The sequence below is a fragment of the Bacillus sp. DX3.1 genome, from assembly GCF_030292155.1.
Lineage (GTDB): Bacteria > Bacillota > Bacilli > Bacillales > Bacillaceae_G > Bacillus_A.
Genome location: NZ_CP128153.1, coordinates 3,395,089 through 3,414,120, shown reverse-complemented (window position 1 = coordinate 3,414,120; position 19,032 = coordinate 3,395,089). Strand labels below are relative to the sequence as shown.

Sequence of the window (19,032 nt, the reverse complement as noted above, 5' to 3'; positions counted from 1 at the left end):
CTCTTTTTTATTTTTAAAATGTATATAGGAACCTCTACCCAAAATTCGTTAATTAATGCGGAAGATAGAAAGTCTAGCTGTTGTGTCATCTGTTGCGGGAATGGAAATTGTGTTCGAGATAGATTGGACAGTTAAAGTGGTTCCAGTTGTGAAAGTTTCTATTGTTGAAAAGGTAATTGCACTTCCGATTGCGGTTGTTGAGAAATTATCTGAAGGTATTCCGCCATTAATGGATATACCAAAGCCAAAGGGAGTTGTTCCTGGAAATGTAGTTGAAGCTGAAAAGTCAATGACATATACACCATCATCAAGAATTGTAAGTGTATCTATGCCGTTGAAATTTATGTTATTTATGTTTGAAGCGATATTAAACTGGATGTTCTGATTTGGTCCCACTGTTTGAGGAAGTGTGTTTTTCAGTACGCCTGTAGTTGTTGGAAAGTTAAAACCTTTTGGTCCTTGAATACCCTGAGGTCCTTGTTCGCCTTGAGGCCCCTGTTCGCCTTGAGGTCCTTGTTCGCCCTGAGGCCCCTGTTCGCCTTGAGGTCCTTGTTCGCCTTGAGGCCCCTGTTCGCCTTGAAGACCTTGCTCGCCTTGAGGTCCCTGTTCGCCCTGAGGCCCCTGTTCGCCTTGAGGCCCTTGTTCGCCTTGAAGCCCTTGTTCGCCTTGAAGCCCTTGTTCGCCTTGAAGCCCTTGTTCGCCTTGAAGCCCTTGTTCGCCTTGAAGACCTTGTTCGCCCTGAGGCCCTTGTTCGCCTTGAAGTCCTTGCTCCCCTTGGAGGCCTTGCTCTCCTTGAAGACCTTGTTCGCCCTGAGGTCCTTGTTCGCCTTGAAGCCCTTGTTCGCCCTGAGGTCCTATTTCCCCTTGGAGCCCTTGTTCGCCTTGAGGTCCTTGTTCACCTTGAGGTCCTTGTTCGCCTTGAGGTCCTTGTTCGCCTTGAGGTCCTTGTTCGCCTTGAAGTCCTTGCTCCCCTTGAAGTCCTTGCTCCCCTTGAAGGCCCTGTTCGCCCTGAGGTCCTTGTTCGCCTTGAGGCCCTATTTCGCCTTGAGGCCCTTGAAGTCCTTGTTCGCCCCGAGGTCCTTGTTCGCCTTGAGGCCCTTGCTCGCCTTGAAGCCCTTGTTCGCCTTGAGGTCCTATTTTCCCTTGAAGCCCTTGAAAACCTCGGGGTCCCCGTTCCCCTTGAAGACCTTGCTCCCCTTGAAGACCTTGTTCGCCCTGAAGTCCTTGTTCGCCTTTGGGTCCTTGCTCCCCTTGAAGACCTTGTTCGCCCTGAGGTCCTTGTTCGCCTTTGGGTCCTTGCTCCCCTTGAAGACCTTGTTCGCCCTGAAGTCCTTGTTTGCCTTGGGGTCCTTGTTCTCCTTGAGGTCCAGTCACTCCGATTGATGCAATTTGTAGTAAAGTAATTTGTAATTTTTCTATTTGCGTATTGATTTTTGTGAATGTATGCTGATTTAATCTAAATAACTTTATGATATATAGTGAGAAATTGAGTAAATTTTGTAATTCAATATATACTGCGTTTGCTACAAATGGTTGATTATCCAAAATAGTAATTAAATTTTCGACAATCGCAATGCCAGCTTCTCGCTGTGTAAGTGTTAATCTTACATGTTCTAAAAAACCTTTTGTTATTTTTAATATGTGTATAAGTTCTTCAATATTAGATGATGAGGGGTCTGAAAATGTGGATGGGATAATATCGGTTAAGTTACTTAAGGTTTTTGAAAAGATATTCACGTGTGATTCTGGAATTGGGGTGTAGTGAACTGATGGAATACGGCGAGGGTGCATTGGAAAATAAGGTTTTGAGAGTTCTTTTTGATTATTGTTAAAATCAGACATTAAAATTCTCCTTTCTAATTGGGATGGTGAAAAGCCTATCATAGTAAATGCAAGTAAAGTGTAAAAAGGAATAGGAGAACTTGCTGTTTTTGTAAAAATAGTAAAAACGCCCATTACGAGGCGTTTTCTTTTTGCTTGGCATAATGATAATACCTTTTTAATGAAATTTTTGATTTGAAACCAATGCGTTTCATGATTTCTTGCTCTGGAATGTGTTGTTTGATTAGTCGTAAAATGAATGTATTTCGTAAATGTTGTCCAGAAATACCTTTTCGTAGCCCGGCTCGGGCCACTTCGAGGCGAATCATTTTTTGAACTGCAATTTCTGTTAACGCTTTTGGGGCGTCATTTTCGTATACCCAGCGATAGGTATTGCGGTTGAAATCGAATGCGACAAATAATGGGTCGTCACTATGGTACTTTGGGCGAACTGGTTCTGGGATCTTTTTGTAATAGTTATACAGTTGTTTTTTATCTTCGTTGGTTAATTGGATGGTTCGTTCGATACCCGATACCGCTGGAATAGATAGTGTATTATTTTCAAAATGCACGTGATTCATATGGAGCGATACAAGCTCTTGAAGAGATAAGCCGTAATCAATTAGTAAGGTAATGATACAAACATTCCGATCCATTAATAGGGGACGAACAGGGCGTTGTTTATCTGATAACCCTTCTAGTGAAGTCAAAATATGCTTTAATCGTTGTTCGTCCTCTTTGGAAATAAAATCTTCATTGCGTAACGTACGGTCAGGTTGAATAATAATTTCCATATCTTTCAAGGGGCTTGGTAGGTTTAAAAACTGATGGAGCCGATTTAGGACAATAAATACGCGATGCATAGTCTTTTCGGAGTAATGTCGTTTCGTTTTTAAATCCGAAAAATAATCTTCATAGTCTTTTGTACAAAGTGTCGCCCATATATTACTAGAAGAAAGTTTTTTATTCTTTTGTAACCAATGTCCAAAATCTTCAATGTCATAGACATAACGTTTAATGGTTGAAGGCTTCCGACCTTTATTTAATAAAAAAGCGGAAAAAGCTTGTACCGTATCATGAAGTTCCGTTGTTTTCATAGTCCCACCACCCTAGTTTTCTTATATTATAACAAATTTTTCTGAAAATAGTCATTTATAGGGGAAGCGGAAATATTGATAATAATATTTGGTAAGTTGATAAAAATGAGGTGATTGTATGGAACAATCAATGCGAAAGAAAAATAATAACCAAATTAACATTGTGCTAAATCACCGGAAAAAAATTTCAGTACCTTCTTCAGAAAGTAAATCGGTTATTTCGAATGAAACGGCTACGAAACATGAAATGCTGCAGCGGATTGAAGAGGAAATGAGCAAACTTGTTGGGATGGATGATATTAAAAAAATTATAAAAGAAATATATGCATGGATTTATGTGAATAAAAAAAGGCAAGAAATTGGTTTGAAATCAGAAAAACAAGTGCTTCATATGTTGTTTAAAGGAAATCCTGGAACGGGGAAAACAACTGTCGCAAGAATGATTGGGAAATTACTGTTTGAAATGAATATTTTATCAAAGGGTCATTTAGTAGAGGCGGAGCGTGCAGATCTCGTAGGAGAATATATTGGTCATACAGCACAAAAAACGCGGGATTTGATCAAAAAGGCGATGGGTGGCATCTTATTTATTGATGAAGCTTATTCGTTAGCTCGTGGTGGAGAGAAAGATTTTGGAAAAGAAGCAATTGATACGCTTGTGAAACATATGGAAGATAAGCAACATGGATTTGTTTTGATTTTAGCAGGGTATTCAAGAGAAATGAATCATTTTCTCTCTTTAAATCCAGGGCTACAATCACGTTTTCCATTTATTATTGAGTTTGCAGATTATACAGTAAACCAGCTGTTGGAAATAGGGAAGAGAATGTATGATGATCGGGAATATCAGCTGTCAAAAGAGGCGGAATGGAAATTTCGCGATCATTTACATGCAGTCAAGTACTCATCGCAGATTACATCGTTTAGTAATGGACGTTATGTTCGAAATATTGTTGAAAAATCGATTCGTTCACAGGCGATGCGTCTGTTGCAAGAGGATACGTATGATAAATATGATTTAATTGCGATATCAAGTAGTGATTTAACACTGGAAGAAGAGACGCACAGTTCATAAATTGTGCGTTTTTTTGTCACACTAGAAGGTGGAAGGGGTGTTTCGATGAGTCATGATACATATGGTAGCTTTGAGGAGTTGCAAAAGCATGAAGTGGAAGGGATAGATTATGAAATTGTATATAAAAAGAGAAATCCGAGTGAAACGGTTATAGCCATTCATGGTGGAGAAATTGAAAAGATGACTTCGGAACTAGCGGAAAAAATTGCAGAGAGATTAGATGCGACATTTTATACTTTTAAAGGACGAAAAGGATTTCATAATAAAAAATTGCATGTTACGTCAGCTTATTTTGAAGAACCTTATGCGATTTCTCTTGTGGGACAATCTCATTTTACAATTTCTGTGCACGGAGCTTGGGGAGAAGAGATGCATACATATGTTGGTGGACGTGATGAAGTGTTTATTGAAATTGCAACTAAGAAATTGAAAGAGTATGGATTTGTAGTTGAAGGTGCTCCGGATAGTATTGATGGTGATCATCCTAATAATATTGTAAATCGAAATAAAAGAGGTAAGGGGTTGCAATTAGAGCTTACTGAAGCAGAGCGATCTCGTTTTGTAACAAATGATGATCAGTATAGTGAATTCTTTTGGCTGTATGTAAAAGCGATAAGTGAAGCGGCGCTATCATATAGAAAAGAACACGAAGCGTAATGCTTCGTGTTCTATTTTGTATTCTTTGTTTTGGCACGTTGTTCTAATTGGCTTTTCGGACTTTGATCTGCTACGTCTGATGCAAGCCCTTGTGGGTTAACGCTGCTGCGTTGTCCGCGATTACTTTTATTATTTCCTTTTGCCATCCTGTATCACTCCTATTCTTCTTTTGCCTTTTGTTGATATGCATTATGATACCGCTCCATCTTTTTGCTTTTTTCATGTGCGGAATTCGGATCATGACTAATTTGATCAACAGAACTTTTTTGAGCACCTTTGTTTACATGCTTTGTCATTGTGTTCACCTCGCTTTAAGGCTTAGTATTTACACTACGAACAGAAAAACACGTAAGAAATGAAAAACCCTTTACGAATGTAAAGGGTGAAGTTGTTATTTGTGAACGGAATGCTCTTTACTATTCAAACGTTTGTGCGGTAAGTGCCACTTATAATGAATAGAAACCATTCGGAAGCAAACAATTAAAATAAATAAGATGTATAGGGCCCAATCACCAACGACGATTTTGGCACCGATTAAAAAGCCTGCTAAAATTGTCCAAAACGCGTATACATCTGCACGAAGGACGAGAGGTTTGCGTCGTGCTAATAAATCACGAATAATACCGCCACCAATTCCTGTTAAAACAGCAGCGACGATTGTAGCGCTAATCGGTAAGTTTAATTTTTGTGCATAAAGTGCCCCCTGAACAGCGAATGCTGATAAACCAATCGCGTCTGTAATGTTTTCCCATCGTTTCCAATGTGTAATTAATTTGTTAGGAAACAGAAAGATAATTGTCATTGATAAGAGTGCGATTTGGAATAACATATCTTGTTGCCAAAACGCGACGATTGGATAACCGATTAATAAGTTTCGAAGGGCGCCTCCCCCAAATGCGGTTGCCATTCCTAAAATATATACCCCGAAAATATCGTATTCTTCTTCCATTGCCACAATGGCTCCGCTTAAAGCGAAGGCGATTGTACCTATGATGCTAAAAAGCTCCCATGCCATGAATTTTCTCCCCCGCTAACTAGATGAAATGTGCTTCCTCTGCTATTATATTAGAAGGTTTAATTTTCGAAAAGGATGAGTGAACATATTTGATGGAAGAAAAAGAAAAAGTCATATTAGTTGGCTGTCAATTGCCGAAAGATGATGATGAACGGTTTATGCATTCCATGAAAGAACTCGCATCACTAGCAAAGACAGCGCGTGCAGAAGTATTGATTTCTACAACGCAAAAACGCCCGAAGTTTCACCCGGCTACCTATGTGGGAAAGGGAAAATTAGAAGAACTTGCTTTGCTGGCAGAAGAACTAGAACCAGATGTTATTATTTTTAATAATGAGTTAACACCAAGTCAAATTCGAAATTTGTCAGCGCAGTTAGATGCAAGAGTTATTGATCGTACCCAGCTTATATTAGATATTTTCGCTCAGCGCGCGAAATCAAGAGAAGGTAAGTTACAAGTGGAACTTGCGCAGCTGCAATACACCATGCCGCGCCTTGTGGGACAAGGATTGGCACTATCGCGCCTTGGTGGTGGTATTGGTACGAGAGGTCCTGGAGAAACAAAGCTAGAAACGGATCGTCGTCATATTCGTTCTCGGATTGATGAAATTAAGAAACAACTGTCAGTTGTTGTGGAACACCGGAAAAGATATCGTGAGCGCCGAAAAGATAATCAAGTGTTTCAAGTTTCCTTAATCGGTTATACAAATGCTGGAAAATCGACCTTATTTAACAGATTAACAATGGCGGATACGTTTGAAGAGGATTTGCTCTTTGCGACGCTTGATCCGACAACACGAAAAATGCAGTTGCCATGCGGATATACGGTGTTACTAACTGATACAGTAGGGTTTATTCAAGACTTGCCAACATCGTTAGTTGCTGCGTTCCGTTCGACGTTAGAAGAAGTAAATGAAGCGGATGTCATTTTACATGTCATTGATTCTGCTGATCCGAACTATGTTGGACATGAACAGACGGTGAAAAAATTACTACAAGATCTTGAAGTTGATCATACTCCAATCATTACTGTGTATAACAAAAAAGATAAACTACACCAAAATTTTATTCCGTTTCCAAAAAGTGACTTTCTTATGACGAACGCTTTTGAGGAAATGGATTTAGAAAAGTTAAAAATAGCGGTAGAAACGAAAATGATGAAGCGGATGGAGTCTTACAAAGTAACGATTCCACCAAGCGAAGGTAGATTGTTAAACCTTCTAAAAACAGAAACGGTACTAACGGAAATGATGTTCCAAGAAGATGGACTTTCGTATGAATGTAAAGGATATATTTTTGCTCATTCGCCACTTAATGGACAACTGAAGAGATTTTTGATGCAAAAAGGAGAAGAGAATAAAAATGTTTGATCGTTTGAAGAATGGAGAAAAGATAGCTCCGATTGTAAAAGAAGTAGAGGGACAAATTACAGATGTACATAAACGTATTGATGAAGTAATTGAAAGTAATCAATTTCGCGTATTAGAAAGTTTTCGCGAACATAAAATTAGTGACTCTCATTTTATCCCAACGACAGGATATGGTTATGATGATATCGGTCGCGATACGTTAGAGAAAGTATACGCTGATGTGTTTGGGGCGGAGGCAGGTCTTGTTCGTCCACAAATCATTTCAGGTACACACGCCATTTCAACAGCTTTATTTGGTATTTTACGTCCTGGTGACGAGCTGTTATATGTGACGGGGAAACCATATGACACATTAGAAGAGATTGTCGGTGTTCGCGGTAAAGGTGTCGGTTCATTTAAAGAATATAATATTGGCTACAATGCAGTACCGTTAACAGAAAAAAGTCGCGTTGATTATGCGGCTGTGGAAGCAGCCATTCATGAAAATACGAAAATGATTGGCATACAGCGTTCAAAAGGCTATGCAACTCGTCCGTCCTTTACAATTGCAGAAATTAAAGAAATGATCGCGTTTGTAAAAGAGATTAAGCCGGATGTTGTTGTATTTGTGGACAACTGCTACGGAGAGTTTGTTGAAGAACTAGAGCCTTGTCACGTTGGTGCGGATTTAATGGCGGGATCTCTTATTAAAAACCCAGGTGGCGGTATCGTTAAAACGGGTGGTTATATCGTCGGAAAAGAACAATATGTAGAAGCTTGTGCATACCGGCTAACATCTCCAGGTATTGGAGCAGAAGCAGGAGCCTCTTTATATAGTTTACAAGAAATGTATCAAGGTTTCTTCTTAGCGCCGCACGTTGCTGGCCAAGCGTTAAAAGGAGCAATCTTTACAGCGGCATTTTTAGAGAAATTAGGAATGAATACTTCACCAACTTGGGATGCTCCGCGAACAGATTTAATTCAATCTGTTCAATTTGATGATAAAGAGCGTATGGTTGCGTTTTGCCAAGCGATTCAATATGCATCTCCGATTAATTCGCACTTTACACCGTATCCAGCCTATATGCCAGGTTATGAAGATGATGTCATTATGGCTGCGGGTACGTTTATTCAAGGTGCAAGTATTGAACTGTCAGCAGATGGTCCAATTCGTCCACCATATGTTGCTTATGTACAAGGTGGGTTAACGTACTCTCATGTGAAAATTGCAATTTGCTCGGCAATTGATGCACTAATTGAAAAAAATCTATTAACAATTTTGTAAGGAAAAGCTGTCGATTTCGGCAGTTTTTTTGTATAGGAGTAGGCACTTGTCCCATTAAAAAAAAGAATAAAAAAATTTATAAAAAAACCATGTAAGAAAAGCTCACATCTGTTGACATGAAACATAACATGGTATAAAATGAGAAACAGTTAAGGCGAAGGAGGAACTGAAGTAATGAAAGAAGATAGACGTTCTGCTCCGCTGTTTCCAATTGGTATTGTAATGGATTTAACACAATTATCTGCGCGTCAAATTCGCTACTATGAAGAACACAATTTAATTTTCCCAATCCGTACAAAGGGAAATCGTAGATTGTTTTCATTTAACGACGTAGATAAATTGTTAGAAATTAAAGATTTGTTAGATCAAGGCTTAAATATGGCTGGTATTAAACAAGTATTACAAATGAAAGAAAATCAAACAGAAGCAGTGAAAATAAAAGAAGAAACGAAAGAAATTTCAAAATCCGAGCTTCGTAGAATTCTTCGTGATGAACTGCAGCATACAGGCAGATTTAATCGAACTTCATTACGACAAGGTGATATTTCAAGGTTTTTTCACTAAAGATGACTGATTCTGAAGGTGTTTAGAGGGACTAAGGAGGAATTTAAAATGGCAAAGTACACAAAAGAAGATATTTTCCGTTTGGCAAAAGAAGATAATGTAAAGTATATCCGTCTACAATTTACGGATCTTTTAGGAAGTATTAAAAACGTAGAAATTCCAGTTAGTCAGTTAACAAAAGCTCTAGATAACAAAATGATGTTTGACGGATCTTCTATTGAAGGATTTGTACGTATTGAAGAGTCTGATATGTACTTATACCCAGACTTAGATACTTGGGTAGTATTCCCTTGGACTGCTGAAAAAGGAAAAGTAGCTCGCTTAATTTGCGATATCTACAACGCTGATGGCACTCCATTTGAAGGTGACCCACGTAACAACTTAAAACGTATGCTAAAAGAAATGGAAGCACTAGGATTTACGGAGTTCAACCTTGGACCAGAACCAGAGTTCTTCTTATTCAAAGTTGATGAAAAAGGAAATCCAACATTAGAACTAAACGATAACGGTGGATACTTCGACCTTGCGCCGATGGATCTAGGGGAAAACTGTCGTCGTGATATCGTTCTTGAACTAGAAGAAATGGGCTTTGAAATTGAAGCGTCTCACCATGAGGTTGCACCAGGGCAACACGAAATCGACTTTAAATATGCAAATGCAATTCGCTCATGTGATGACATTCAAACATTCAAACTTGTTGTAAAAACAATCGCTCGTAAACACGGTTTACACGCAACGTTTATGCCAAAACCATTATTCGGAGTGAATGGATCTGGTATGCACTGTAACTTATCATTGTTTAAAGATGGAAAAAACGTATTCTTCGATCAAGACGGTGACTTACAATTAAGTGATGATGCTCGTCACTTCATCGCAGGTATTTTAAAACATGCACCATCATTTACAGCTGTAGCAAACCCGACTGTAAACTCTTACAAACGTTTAGTACCTGGATATGAAGCTCCTTGTTACGTAGCATGGTCTGCACAAAACCGTAGTCCATTAGTACGTATTCCAGCGTCTCGTGGTGTAAGTACACGTGTAGAAGTACGTAGCGTTGATCCAGCGGCAAACCCATACTTAGTTATGGCGGTATTACTAGCAGCAGGTCTTGAAGGAATTAAAAATAAATTAACGCCACCAGCTGCAGTAGATCGTAACATTTATGTTATGACAAAAGAAGAACGTGAAGAAGCAGGTATCGTTGATTTACCAGCAACATTAGCACAAGCATTAATCACACTACAATCTGACGAAATCGTATGTAATGCATTAGGTGAGCATTTACTTGAGCACTTCATCGAAGCGAAAGAAATTGAGTGGGATATGTTCCGCACGCAAGTTCACCAATGGGAACGCGATCAATATATGACTCTTTACTAGGAGTCTCAAACCCTTGACACATAACGTGTTGAGGGTTTTTTTATGCGTGGATAAAGGGAGAGGTATCAATTATTTTTAGCTTGTGACCATATTTTGACCATATTTATTTCATGACCATACCATGACCTTTTTAAAGTAGGTTGCGTTTCGCAAACGCTTCGTATTTATTAAGACTCTTTTTGTTCATCTCTTTTGAAATGTGGGCATATATGTCAGAAGTAATTTGAATTGAATCATGCCCTAATCTTTCTTGCACTTCTTTCATTGAATATCCGGCATCTAATAAAAGAACGGCATGTGTATGACGTAAACCATGAATCGTGATATTTGTTACATTAGCTTTTTTAAAAATGCGAGTCATCGCTCTTTGTAAAGTAGACTTTGGATAAGGAAGTCCATTTTCACGTGCGAATACTAATGAAAGATCATGGTATAATCCTCCTAATTTTAGTTTATATTTATTCTGTTCAAGTTTATGGTTTTTTAAGGTTTGGATTAAAAAATCTGCTAAGATTATCGTACGGTAAGATGCTTTTGTTTTGGGTTTAGCGAATAGATTATCTAAGTTTTTATAATCATAAGTGAAGGTGTGACGGACACTTATTGTTCCTTCCTCTAAATCAATATCATCCCATCGTAAAGCCAGTGCCTCACCCTTGCGCATTCCTGTGTGAAGTAGTGTAAAGAACAACGAGAAATAATGAGGTTCTGTTTCTTTTAATGTTTGAACAAATGTATTCACTTCTTGTCCTTCTAAATGCTTAATTTTTTTGTCTTCAGTATCACTTTTAGCAATGACAATTCCGCGGAAAGGTGTTTGTTGAATAAGCTGCAAATCAACAGCTTTGAGCAAAGATCCTTTTAAAGGCGCAGTGTAATTCTTAACACTATTTTCACTATACCCTTCTTCCAAAAGGTGATTCACGAATTTTTGACAGAGTGAAGGTGTAATATCGAATACCTTATACGGTCCGAAAAACGGAACGATATGTTTGTTTATTGCTGTTTTGTGAAGATTGTATGTATGATTTCTAACCTTTCCTTTTTTGTAGGTTATAAGCCAATCATTCAAAAATGTAGAAATCAACACATTTTTATCTTCTATAAAAGTCCCGTTACTTAATTCTGTTTCAGCCTTCGCAGCATGAAGTTGAGCTTCTTTCTTTGTTTTAAAACCACGTTTTGTTGTTTGTTTTTTCTTTCCTGTTTTCGGATCGATAGTGGTGTAAATTTTGTAGAGCCATTTAGCTCCATCTTTTGTTTGGTATTTTTGGAAAGATGCCATGATTTTCCCTCCTTTATTTTTCTTCTAACCAAGAAACAGGTGTGTCTATATATCCTTCTATTTCGTATTTAATTTCTCCATCTTCTTTGTAAACTCGCGTAACGATAGGCAATTTTACAAGTTGATTTTCTTTTTTCTCTTTCGATCGCTAAATCAATAATCAAAACAACTTCCTCTTTTAATAAATTTTATAAAACTTTAAGAGTTCTATAGGAATGTTATTTTTATATGCTATACATTTTTTTGTATCACCTGGAATAATGGTATTTTTGTCTATTAATAAAAATGCAGCAAAGGTATTGGCTTCTATTTCTAATCTATCAACAGATAAAAAAGTATTTTTTCGTAAGAATAGAGTATTTACTTCTTCGTGAAGGACAGCATGTCCCAATTCATGAGCACAAACTGTCCTTTGCATAGTTTCTGATAAATTATTATTAATAGCGATAAACTTATTTCCTTCTTCACATTTGTAAAAACCATTAATTTCTTCATGTAAATCATGAAAAAATACAATGATATTTAAACAATCAGCAAGCTCAAAGGGATTTTTCGTGTTATATTTTGTGCAAAGTTGTGTGACTAGATCTCTTATGACGAATTTCAATGTTTTCCCTCCTAAGCTCGCATCAGTTCTTGTCGTTATTACGATATTTCTTAGGAACGTATTTTTTATTGATTACTTTTGTTTGTTTCACGATGTACTCCATTGCATCTAATAATGATTCAACAGCTTCCTCACTCATAGGTTCACCAGAGAACATTAAGCCGTCTTCACCTTGAAGGTCTCTTTTTATTTCTTCCATTCTTTTTGCTATATCTTTCTCATCTTTTTGTGTTAATTGCTCTTTTGGTTGATCCGTAACAGCTCTACCTAATAAATAGTCGGCGGAGACTGAAAAGCAATCAGCTAATTTAGTTAGCACATCATGTGGAGGAAATCTTTCTTCGGATTCATAATAGCCTATCATTCTTTGGGAGACTCCAATCTTTTCAGCTAGTTGTTTTTGTGTTAAATTTTCTTTTTTTCTCAAAGATTTTATTCTAAGACCTATCATATTGTTCACCTCTCTAATTGAACTAATTGTTCACTTTTTTTAAAGTTTAGCACAAAATGTTCTTTTTTGCATTGACATAGAACAAAAAGTTCTATATTCTATATTTAGAACATATAGTTCTTTTTGGGAGGATGATTACATGAAAAATAAAATAAGCTTCTCACAAGGAAACTTATATAAAGAAATTGCAGTCTATTGTGGAGTTACTGAAAGATATATCCGAATGATTGATCGAAAAGAAAGGAATCCATCAATGGAAACAGCTAAGAAAATTGCAAAGTTCTTTGATATGAACATTGATGATATTTTTTTTAGTAACAAATCGAACTTTAAGTTCTTTTTAGTTTCCTGTTGGTCTGAAAAAAATAATGGTAACAAGGAGGTTTCATAATGGGAAATTTAGCGGTAGTAAATGACGAAATACAAAATAATAAATTAGTTTTTGACAATAATGGAGAGGTTGTAACAGATAGTTTAACTGTTGCTGAAATGTTTGGAAAAGAACATAAAAATGTAATTCGTGATATCGAGGTTCAATTAGAAAAGCTAGCGGAAGCTAATGAAATAAAATGGGGGATGCTCAACTTTGGGCAGACCCAATATCAACATCCTCAAAATAAACAGAGGTATAAAAAATATCTTTTAACAGAAGATGCGTTCGTAATTGTTGCGATGTCATACGTGACTCCAGAAGCTATGAAAATGAAAGTAGAATTTCTGCGAGAATTTAAAAGGATGAAAGAACATATTGAAAAAAAGATGGAAATTCCTAGGGATACATTCGGTCAAATAGAGTTGTTAGCGGCAGGAACTAGTAACTTGAATAAAAGAGTTTCTTCATTGGAACAGGTGGTTGAAAAGCAACTTACTGTTGATTATGGGCAACAACGAGTAATTGAAAAAGTAAAAGCTAAACGGATTTACTTCTTATGGGAATACGGACATGTAGATAGAGATGTACATGATTCTACTCGAAAGTTATTCGGATTGCTAGGACGTAATTTGAAAGATGCATTCAATGTAAACAGTTATCGTGACATCTTGAAGAAAGATTTCAATGAAGCACTGAACTTTATTAACGGTTGGAGACCGATGGTTTAAGGGAGGATACCTAATGAACGGAACAGCGGTTGTAAATGTTGCTATTGACGAAGAATATGTTCGTAATCTAGCGGAACAAAAGGTTCAAAGTATTTTAGAAGAAATGGGGATCGGAACATGGTGGAACATGGAACGCTTAAAGTTAGAAACAAATCGTAAGTATGACTGGATAGCGGAAAACATTCTATTTAATCCAAGGTTCCAAAATGAGATGAAAGAAATTTCGAATAATAAAAGCAGTGGGCGTTGGATGTTCAAGGCGAAAGAAATGCGCGAGTTTTTAGAACAAAACTTTCATTATCTCAATGGAAGAGGTGATAACCAATGAATCTAATAATCAACTACAACAACGTAAAAGTAGCTGACTATCTCAAGCTACTGGCTCATTACAAATTACCAAATAAAAAGCAGCGACGTCTTATTGAGAATCGGTTCGTGTGCTTAAACGCTCTTATTCGGAAAAGTGGTGAACATCATTGAATATGTGCAAAATGCATAAAAAAGAAACCCACGGCAATGGGTATCTTAGAAAAAACACTTTAATTTAGTATATCACGGAAAGTGAGTAAGTAGTACATGCAGATAAATCTAGTTCCTTATCAAGTACTGTTACCTCGGAAATTTTGGGAACAAGTAAAAATGAAAAAGAATTAAATCAGATGATTAAACAATATTTCAGTGTGGGTTATCCGGATTATGAGGTTCAAGAAATTATTGAAAGCGGAGAATCACATATGGCGATTTGTGTACGGAGGTAATAAAAATGGCAGAAGTTAAATGGATAAAGTTATCAACTAGCATGTTTGAGGATGAAAAAATCCGTTTAATTGAGAGTATGCCTGAAGCGGATACTTTACTCATTATATGGATTAGGTTACTAGCACAGGCTGGTAAGACAAATGCAAGTGGATATATTTTCCTTAGTAAAAACATTCCTTATACAGACGAAATGCTCGCAACACTTTTTAATAGACCTATCGCAACAGTTAGGCTAGCGCTGCAAACATTTAAACAGTTTGGAATGATTGAAATTACAGATGATCAATACATTTGCATTTCAAACTGGGAGAAACATCAGAATGTTGATGGCTTAGAAAAGATACGGGAACAGAACAGATTGCGTAAGCAAAAACAACGTGAACGTGAGCAACAAGTTTTATTAGGTATGTCACGTGACGGTCACGTTCCAGTCACGCAAGTTCACGCTACAGATATAGAAGAAGATAAAGAATTAGATATAGATAAAGATAAAAAGAAAGAGAAGACTTCCCGTCACAAGTTTGAAACTTGCGACACCAATGCTGCTAAATATCTTTTTGAAAAGATTAAGGGTAATAACCCAAAACAAAAGGAACCTAGCCTTGATTCCTGGTCTAATGACTTTAGGTTAATGCGTGAAAAAGATAATCGCGAACCACAAGAGATTAAAGACATTATTGATTGGTGCCAAGCAGATGCGTTTTGGCAAGGTAATATCTTATCAGCTAAAAAGCTACGTGAAAAATTTGATCAACTAACAATACAGATGAATTCTAAAAAAGGAGCGAAAGCTAATGACACTATTGCCAACAATGGAGCGGCTTACTACAACGAAACTGAATTTGACTTCTAATCTATGCGAAGTGTGTAAAAAAAAAGGTATTAAACAGCGAACAATGATATTTCAAGACGAGGAAGTTTGTCCTAAGTGTTATTTACAAAAAGATCACGATAGATTGTATGCGGAATGTAACGAGTATTACAAAGGCGAAGAAGAACGCAAAAGAAAAGCATTTTTCCATAACCATAGTTTGATTAGTGATCCTACTATCATGAATGCAACGTTTGATAGTTTTATACCGAAATGTGATGAAGAAATAAACAATAAAAATCAAGCAAAAACACATGCTCATAATTTTATAAACAAAATGAAATATACCTTAGTAGCTTCAGGAGATGCTGGACGAGGAAAAAGTCATTTAATGCATGCGATAGCTGAGAAAATTAATGAGAGCGGATTGCAAACAGTTTTATTCGTAAGCGAAGGTATCTTATTCAAAAAATTAAAAGCGACATTCAAGAAAGATTCCGAACGGTCTGAGGATGATTATATTCAAAAGATAATTGATGCAGATGTAGTTATTTTTGATGATTTTGGCTCAACTTTAGGAGATTACCGGGATATCAACTTGAAAGCTGTAGAGTTCCATAACCAAAAAGGACAAGGGAATATTGCTGATCTTCAAAGAGCAACAAAATATATGAACGACACTTACATGACAATTTTTGACGGAAGACAGGGTAAAGCGAATGGAATTGCTACAAATCTAGTAGGTGCAGCCATTACATATTGTTATGATCAACGGATTACCTCTAGGATACTTGGATGCAAGTCCGCTATGACATTCAAAAATACACCGGATAGACGTCGGAAAGAGTTGCCATTTTAACTATAGAACGGAATAAAACAAAGGAGGAATTGCGATGTGCTCATGTAATGGCGCTGGTAAAGTATATAGTTCACCATTTTTAGGAACTTGGATAGTCGAACCATGTTCTTGTGAAGTAGGAAGTGTGGAACGGAGAAAGCAATCGCAAGAGTGGCTGGATTTTGAAAAGTGTCTTAAAGAAGCTGAAATGAGGTTTGGAGGGATAAACCATGAACAACGTGTCAGTTAAAAAAGCTTGCTTCGTGACAGGCAAGCTTTCCAATGACAATGTGGAGTTGTTGGGTGGACGAATTGCTCTTAGTAAGGAAGGAGCAAAAGAATTAATGGACCTCCTTCTTCAAAAAGGAGAAGCCGAACGGATTGTTAAGGATACAAGAAAAGGAGTTTATGCGGTTTAAATTATAGACTACTAATTTAATAAGGGGTGTAGATGCAAATGGCTAAACAGTTAAATATTTTTGATGTAGAGCCGGAAATTATTCAATTCGATGTATTAAAAGCCAGTGTGAAAAGAGGGACTGGAAAGATTACATACACAGATGTACGCGTGCAGATTCCTAATAATGCTAAAAGTACAGACGAGCTTCCGCGCACAACGAATCCAGATGATCGGTATGAAACATTTGAAGATTACACAATGGGAATATGGCGTTTCCAAAGAGCACGGGACAAATTATTTAACTGGGAAACCGCTGAAGAATTGTGTAAAGCAGCAAGAGATCATAAGGAAGTTATTCCGGTAAGGATTCATTTAGAAAGTGGATTTAAACCTAACGTTGTTGAGTATATGAAATAAGAAAAGGGAGATGCGTCTGTGAAAGTTGAGATTGATGTTACAAATAATAAAATTTACGTTGTGAAAGATGGTCGTGTAATTGCAGTAGAACCACCATCTAGTGGATACGGTGAACAAGTTGCTGTTTGGCTTAATGGAAAAGTTGATCGTGTGGACACTAAGTTTACTGAAAAGATAAAATAATTATTTTTATAAATAAAGTTTGGAGTTGATATGTAATGAACAATAAAGGAATTAATTTATCAGAGCTATTCAAAATGCAAAAGGTATTAGATCAGGATATTAAAGCAAAATATCCGCAAAACTACAATGATCATGTGGCTGTACTCCAAGATAAAGTATTTGCTTTAAAAGTTGAGATTCATGAAGCGTGGAATGATACTAGGGGATTCAAACGATGGTCCACACAATACAAGGTAATTAAAGATAGTTTCTTAGAAGAAATGATTGATTCGCTTCATTTTGTACTCTCTATTGCTATTGAATACAAATTGGATGTAGAAATGAAAGAATTATTCATAACGCCAAGCGGATTTTCTAATGTTAATAAGATGTTCTTCTTTATGGATAAATACGCAAGCCATATGTTTAACAAAGTTGTTTGTCATGATGTTAAGGGGATTAAAAAGGATTTACTTGCTGTATTAGATGTTTGGTTCAAAATCATTAGACATGAAGGGTACACGTTTGATGATGTAGTTCAAATGTATAAAGAAAAGAATGAAGAAAATTTAAATAGATTAGCGGTCGGATATTAATACAATTTGAATTTTGTTCAGGATGAAAATTTAGTGAAACAAAAAGTAATGAATAAAAGGAAAAACCCCTGGGGGACAGGGATTCGATAAAGGAGATATTGTTGTCGTGCGATGTCGAAATTTGGCGTATTCAACAAATTAATATTATCACGAATTTTCAGGGGATTGTGATAGTGGATGTGTCAACAATGTGTACGGGTTTCATATAAAAGCGTTATTTCACAGAGAAAGAACAGCTAGCAAAAGCTAACTGCTGGGCTTAATTTAGGGCTGATTCCAAAAAAGTGACATACCAACAAAATATAAAATTATTAAAAGGAAAATTGCTATGAAAATAACTAAAGAAATCTTTTCCCATAATTCTTTCATTAATAGACCTCCTTTATTAAGAATATTAACATCTATCTAATATTTGAACAAAATCCTTATTTAAATAAAAGAAACCCCGTTTATCTACAGGGTTTCTAAGGGTAATCGTCAAGTAATGACGTACTCGACTGATTAACCGTAACATGAATTTTCGAAAAATAATATTGGTAAATATGTCCAAATAAATAAGGCATATCACTTTGAACAAAAACGCTATTTTAGTAGCAAAGGAGGTCTTTGGAAATGGAAAAACAAATCGCAAGGTTAAAAGAGGAAATTCCTGCAAATTTACGACTAATCAAATAAAAGAAGCCCTGCAGGAAATGTTACAGGGCTTCGTACAGCTGAGATGTGTCGTACTCAACAAAGAAATCGTAACATGAATTTCTTGGAAATAAAAATGGTAAATGTGTCCAAATAAGACAAGCCCTAGCCAGGGTAAGCTAGAGCTACTAAGGGTGTTAGATTGCCGAATATGACAGATCTACTTTTTAAGTGTAACACGTGATTTTAGAAGATCTGATAAATAGATTTTACAAAATAATGAACAAAGGGGAAATGGGAAATGAAGTATGTAATCCAAAACGTGAAAACAAAGAAATATCTTAAACACAATGGCAACTACAATCCAGACGCTTATCACTTTAGCGATGTTAAGACCACAGAAGAAGCGGAAAAGCATCCGCCAAAAGAACATGCTGAATTCGTTCAAATGTGGCATGCGGATACGTCTCAGGAATTTGAGATTATTGAGGTATAAATGAACAAAAACTTCATTTTGCACAACAAAGCAGCTAACTCCATAGCTAACTGCCTGTTGTACAAAAGAAGCGCCGCGCTTACAGCAATGGTTTGTAACTTTAAGTTACAGCTATAGTATAAACGGAGTTGGAAATGTTATGCGGGAGTGAAAGTGAACTTAATAAAAATTTCATTTTGTCACAAATAAAAGAGCAGCTAGCAAAAGCTAACTGCTCCAACCATGGAATA

The 19,032-nt window shown here is 36.7% G+C and carries 26 protein-coding genes; 18 read left to right on the top strand and 8 right to left on the bottom strand.

Annotation, left to right across the window (positions count from 1 at the left end):
* Positions 1–48: 48 nt before the first annotated feature.
* Together QRE67_RS17010 and QRE67_RS17005 are read right to left on the bottom strand one after the other, a co-directional pair.
* Positions 49–1,956: a Gly-Xaa-Xaa repeat protein gene (locus tag QRE67_RS17010; protein ID WP_286121394.1), complete on the bottom strand. Its 1,908-nt coding sequence runs from the start codon at positions 1,954–1,956 to the stop codon at positions 49–51.
* Positions 1,956–2,918 carry a tyrosine-type recombinase/integrase gene (locus QRE67_RS17005; protein WP_286121391.1) on the bottom strand — a complete coding sequence of 321 codons (963 nt, stop codon included), beginning with the start codon at positions 2,916–2,918 and terminating at the stop codon, positions 1,956–1,958. The genes QRE67_RS17010 and QRE67_RS17005 overlap by 1 nt, the downstream gene beginning before the upstream one ends.
* Before the next feature lie 118 nt (positions 2,919–3,036).
* Here QRE67_RS17005 and spoVK point away from each other — a divergent pair, with 118 nt between their 5' ends.
* Together spoVK and QRE67_RS16995 are read left to right on the top strand one after the other, a co-directional pair.
* On the top strand, positions 3,037–3,993 hold the full coding sequence (gene spoVK / locus QRE67_RS17000; protein ID WP_286121389.1) for a stage V sporulation protein K: 957 nt from the start codon (positions 3,037–3,039) through the stop codon (positions 3,991–3,993).
* 45 nt (positions 3,994–4,038) lie between these two features.
* Positions 4,039–4,650, top strand: a complete 612-nt coding sequence (locus tag QRE67_RS16995; protein WP_286121387.1) for a poly-gamma-glutamate hydrolase family protein — start codon at positions 4,039–4,041, stop codon at positions 4,648–4,650.
* A gap of 11 nt (positions 4,651–4,661) precedes the next feature.
* Here QRE67_RS16995 and QRE67_RS16990 read toward each other — a convergent pair whose 3' ends face one another.
* From QRE67_RS16990 to QRE67_RS16980, 3 genes are all read right to left on the bottom strand, one after another.
* Positions 4,662–4,796 (bottom strand): hypothetical protein, encoded by a 135-nt coding sequence (locus QRE67_RS16990; protein WP_286121385.1) that lies wholly within the window; start codon positions 4,794–4,796, stop codon positions 4,662–4,664.
* Between the two features lie 12 nt (positions 4,797–4,808).
* Complete coding sequence (locus QRE67_RS16985) at positions 4,809–4,946, bottom strand: hypothetical protein (RefSeq protein ID WP_286121383.1); 138 nt, start codon at positions 4,944–4,946, stop codon at positions 4,809–4,811.
* Between the two features lie 95 nt (positions 4,947–5,041).
* Positions 5,042–5,665, bottom strand: coding sequence for a trimeric intracellular cation channel family protein (locus tag QRE67_RS16980; protein ID WP_286121381.1), 624 nt, complete (start codon positions 5,663–5,665; stop codon positions 5,042–5,044).
* 92 nt (positions 5,666–5,757) lie between these two features.
* Here QRE67_RS16980 and hflX point away from each other — a divergent pair, with 92 nt between their 5' ends.
* The 4 genes from hflX to glnA all read left to right on the top strand — a co-directional run bounded on the left by hflX (position 5,758) and on the right by glnA (position 10,246).
* The gene (hflX, locus tag QRE67_RS16975) at positions 5,758–7,035 is read left to right on the top strand and encodes a GTPase HflX (protein ID WP_286125306.1); all 1,278 of its coding nucleotides are present in this window, start codon (positions 5,758–5,760) and stop codon (positions 7,033–7,035) included.
* Entirely contained in the window at positions 7,028–8,299 is a 1,272-nt protein-coding gene (locus QRE67_RS16970) for a methionine gamma-lyase family protein (protein WP_286121378.1), read from the top strand. The genes hflX and QRE67_RS16970 overlap by 8 nt, the downstream gene beginning before the upstream one ends.
* A 174-nt stretch (positions 8,300–8,473) precedes the next feature.
* Positions 8,474–8,863, top strand: a complete 390-nt coding sequence (glnR, locus tag QRE67_RS16965) for a transcriptional repressor GlnR (protein ID WP_286121377.1) — start codon at positions 8,474–8,476, stop codon at positions 8,861–8,863.
* Positions 8,864–8,911: 48 nt separating this feature from the next.
* Positions 8,912–10,246: a type I glutamate--ammonia ligase gene (gene glnA / locus QRE67_RS16960; RefSeq protein WP_286121374.1), complete on the top strand. Its 1,335-nt coding sequence runs from the start codon at positions 8,912–8,914 to the stop codon at positions 10,244–10,246.
* A gap of 130 nt (positions 10,247–10,376) precedes the next feature.
* On the opposite strand, the gene QRE67_RS16955 is transcribed toward glnA, so the two are convergent.
* The 3 genes from QRE67_RS16955 to QRE67_RS16945 form a co-directional block, all read right to left on the bottom strand.
* On the bottom strand, positions 10,377–11,531 hold the full coding sequence (locus QRE67_RS16955; protein WP_286121371.1) for a site-specific integrase: 1,155 nt from the start codon (positions 11,529–11,531) through the stop codon (positions 10,377–10,379).
* A 178-nt stretch (positions 11,532–11,709) separates the two neighbouring features.
* Positions 11,710–12,138, bottom strand: coding sequence for an ImmA/IrrE family metallo-endopeptidase (locus QRE67_RS16950; RefSeq protein WP_018765233.1), 429 nt, complete (start codon positions 12,136–12,138; stop codon positions 11,710–11,712).
* 22 nt (positions 12,139–12,160) lie between these two features.
* Positions 12,161–12,589: a helix-turn-helix domain-containing protein gene (locus QRE67_RS16945; RefSeq protein WP_286121370.1), complete on the bottom strand. Its 429-nt coding sequence runs from the start codon at positions 12,587–12,589 to the stop codon at positions 12,161–12,163.
* Between the two features lie 139 nt (positions 12,590–12,728).
* On the opposite strand from QRE67_RS16945, the gene QRE67_RS16940 reads away from it, so the two are divergent.
* From QRE67_RS16940 to QRE67_RS16885, 12 genes are all read left to right on the top strand, one after another.
* Entirely contained in the window at positions 12,729–12,980 is a 252-nt protein-coding gene (locus QRE67_RS16940) for a helix-turn-helix transcriptional regulator (RefSeq protein WP_286121368.1), read from the top strand.
* Positions 12,980–13,690, top strand: coding sequence for a Rha family transcriptional regulator (locus tag QRE67_RS16935; RefSeq protein WP_286121366.1), 711 nt, complete (start codon positions 12,980–12,982; stop codon positions 13,688–13,690). The genes QRE67_RS16940 and QRE67_RS16935 overlap by 1 nt, the downstream gene beginning before the upstream one ends.
* A 13-nt stretch (positions 13,691–13,703) precedes the next feature.
* Positions 13,704–14,018, top strand: a complete 315-nt coding sequence (locus QRE67_RS16930; protein WP_286121364.1) for a DUF771 domain-containing protein — start codon at positions 13,704–13,706, stop codon at positions 14,016–14,018.
* Positions 14,015–14,170, top strand: coding sequence for a hypothetical protein (locus QRE67_RS16925; protein ID WP_286121362.1), 156 nt, complete (start codon positions 14,015–14,017; stop codon positions 14,168–14,170). The genes QRE67_RS16930 and QRE67_RS16925 overlap by 4 nt, the downstream gene beginning before the upstream one ends.
* A gap of 283 nt (positions 14,171–14,453) precedes the next feature.
* A complete protein-coding gene (locus QRE67_RS16920) occupies positions 14,454–15,302 on the top strand; it encodes a phage replisome organizer N-terminal domain-containing protein (RefSeq protein ID WP_286121360.1) in 849 nt (282 codons plus the stop codon).
* On the top strand, positions 15,244–16,119 hold the full coding sequence (locus QRE67_RS16915) for an ATP-binding protein (protein WP_286121359.1): 876 nt from the start codon (positions 15,244–15,246) through the stop codon (positions 16,117–16,119). Before QRE67_RS16920 ends, QRE67_RS16915 begins: the two co-directional genes overlap by 59 nt.
* 34 nt (positions 16,120–16,153) lie before the next feature.
* A complete protein-coding gene (locus QRE67_RS16910) occupies positions 16,154–16,348 on the top strand; it encodes a hypothetical protein (protein WP_286121357.1) in 195 nt (64 codons plus the stop codon).
* Positions 16,329–16,517 carry a hypothetical protein gene (locus QRE67_RS16905; protein WP_286121355.1) on the top strand — a complete coding sequence of 63 codons (189 nt, stop codon included), beginning with the start codon at positions 16,329–16,331 and terminating at the stop codon, positions 16,515–16,517. The genes QRE67_RS16910 and QRE67_RS16905 overlap by 20 nt, the downstream gene beginning before the upstream one ends.
* A gap of 38 nt (positions 16,518–16,555) precedes the next feature.
* Positions 16,556–16,915 (top strand): cell division protein SepF, encoded by a 360-nt coding sequence (locus tag QRE67_RS16900; RefSeq protein ID WP_286121353.1) that lies wholly within the window; start codon positions 16,556–16,558, stop codon positions 16,913–16,915.
* A gap of 18 nt (positions 16,916–16,933) precedes the next feature.
* Positions 16,934–17,098 carry a DUF3954 domain-containing protein gene (locus tag QRE67_RS16895; RefSeq protein ID WP_286121351.1) on the top strand — a complete coding sequence of 55 codons (165 nt, stop codon included), beginning with the start codon at positions 16,934–16,936 and terminating at the stop codon, positions 17,096–17,098.
* A 35-nt stretch (positions 17,099–17,133) separates the two neighbouring features.
* Positions 17,134–17,673 carry a dUTP diphosphatase gene (locus QRE67_RS16890; RefSeq protein WP_286121350.1) on the top strand — a complete coding sequence of 180 codons (540 nt, stop codon included), beginning with the start codon at positions 17,134–17,136 and terminating at the stop codon, positions 17,671–17,673.
* A gap of 934 nt (positions 17,674–18,607) precedes the next feature.
* Positions 18,608–18,802 carry a hypothetical protein gene (locus QRE67_RS16885; protein ID WP_286121349.1) on the top strand — a complete coding sequence of 65 codons (195 nt, stop codon included), beginning with the start codon at positions 18,608–18,610 and terminating at the stop codon, positions 18,800–18,802.
* Positions 18,803–19,032 lie beyond the last annotated feature (230 nt).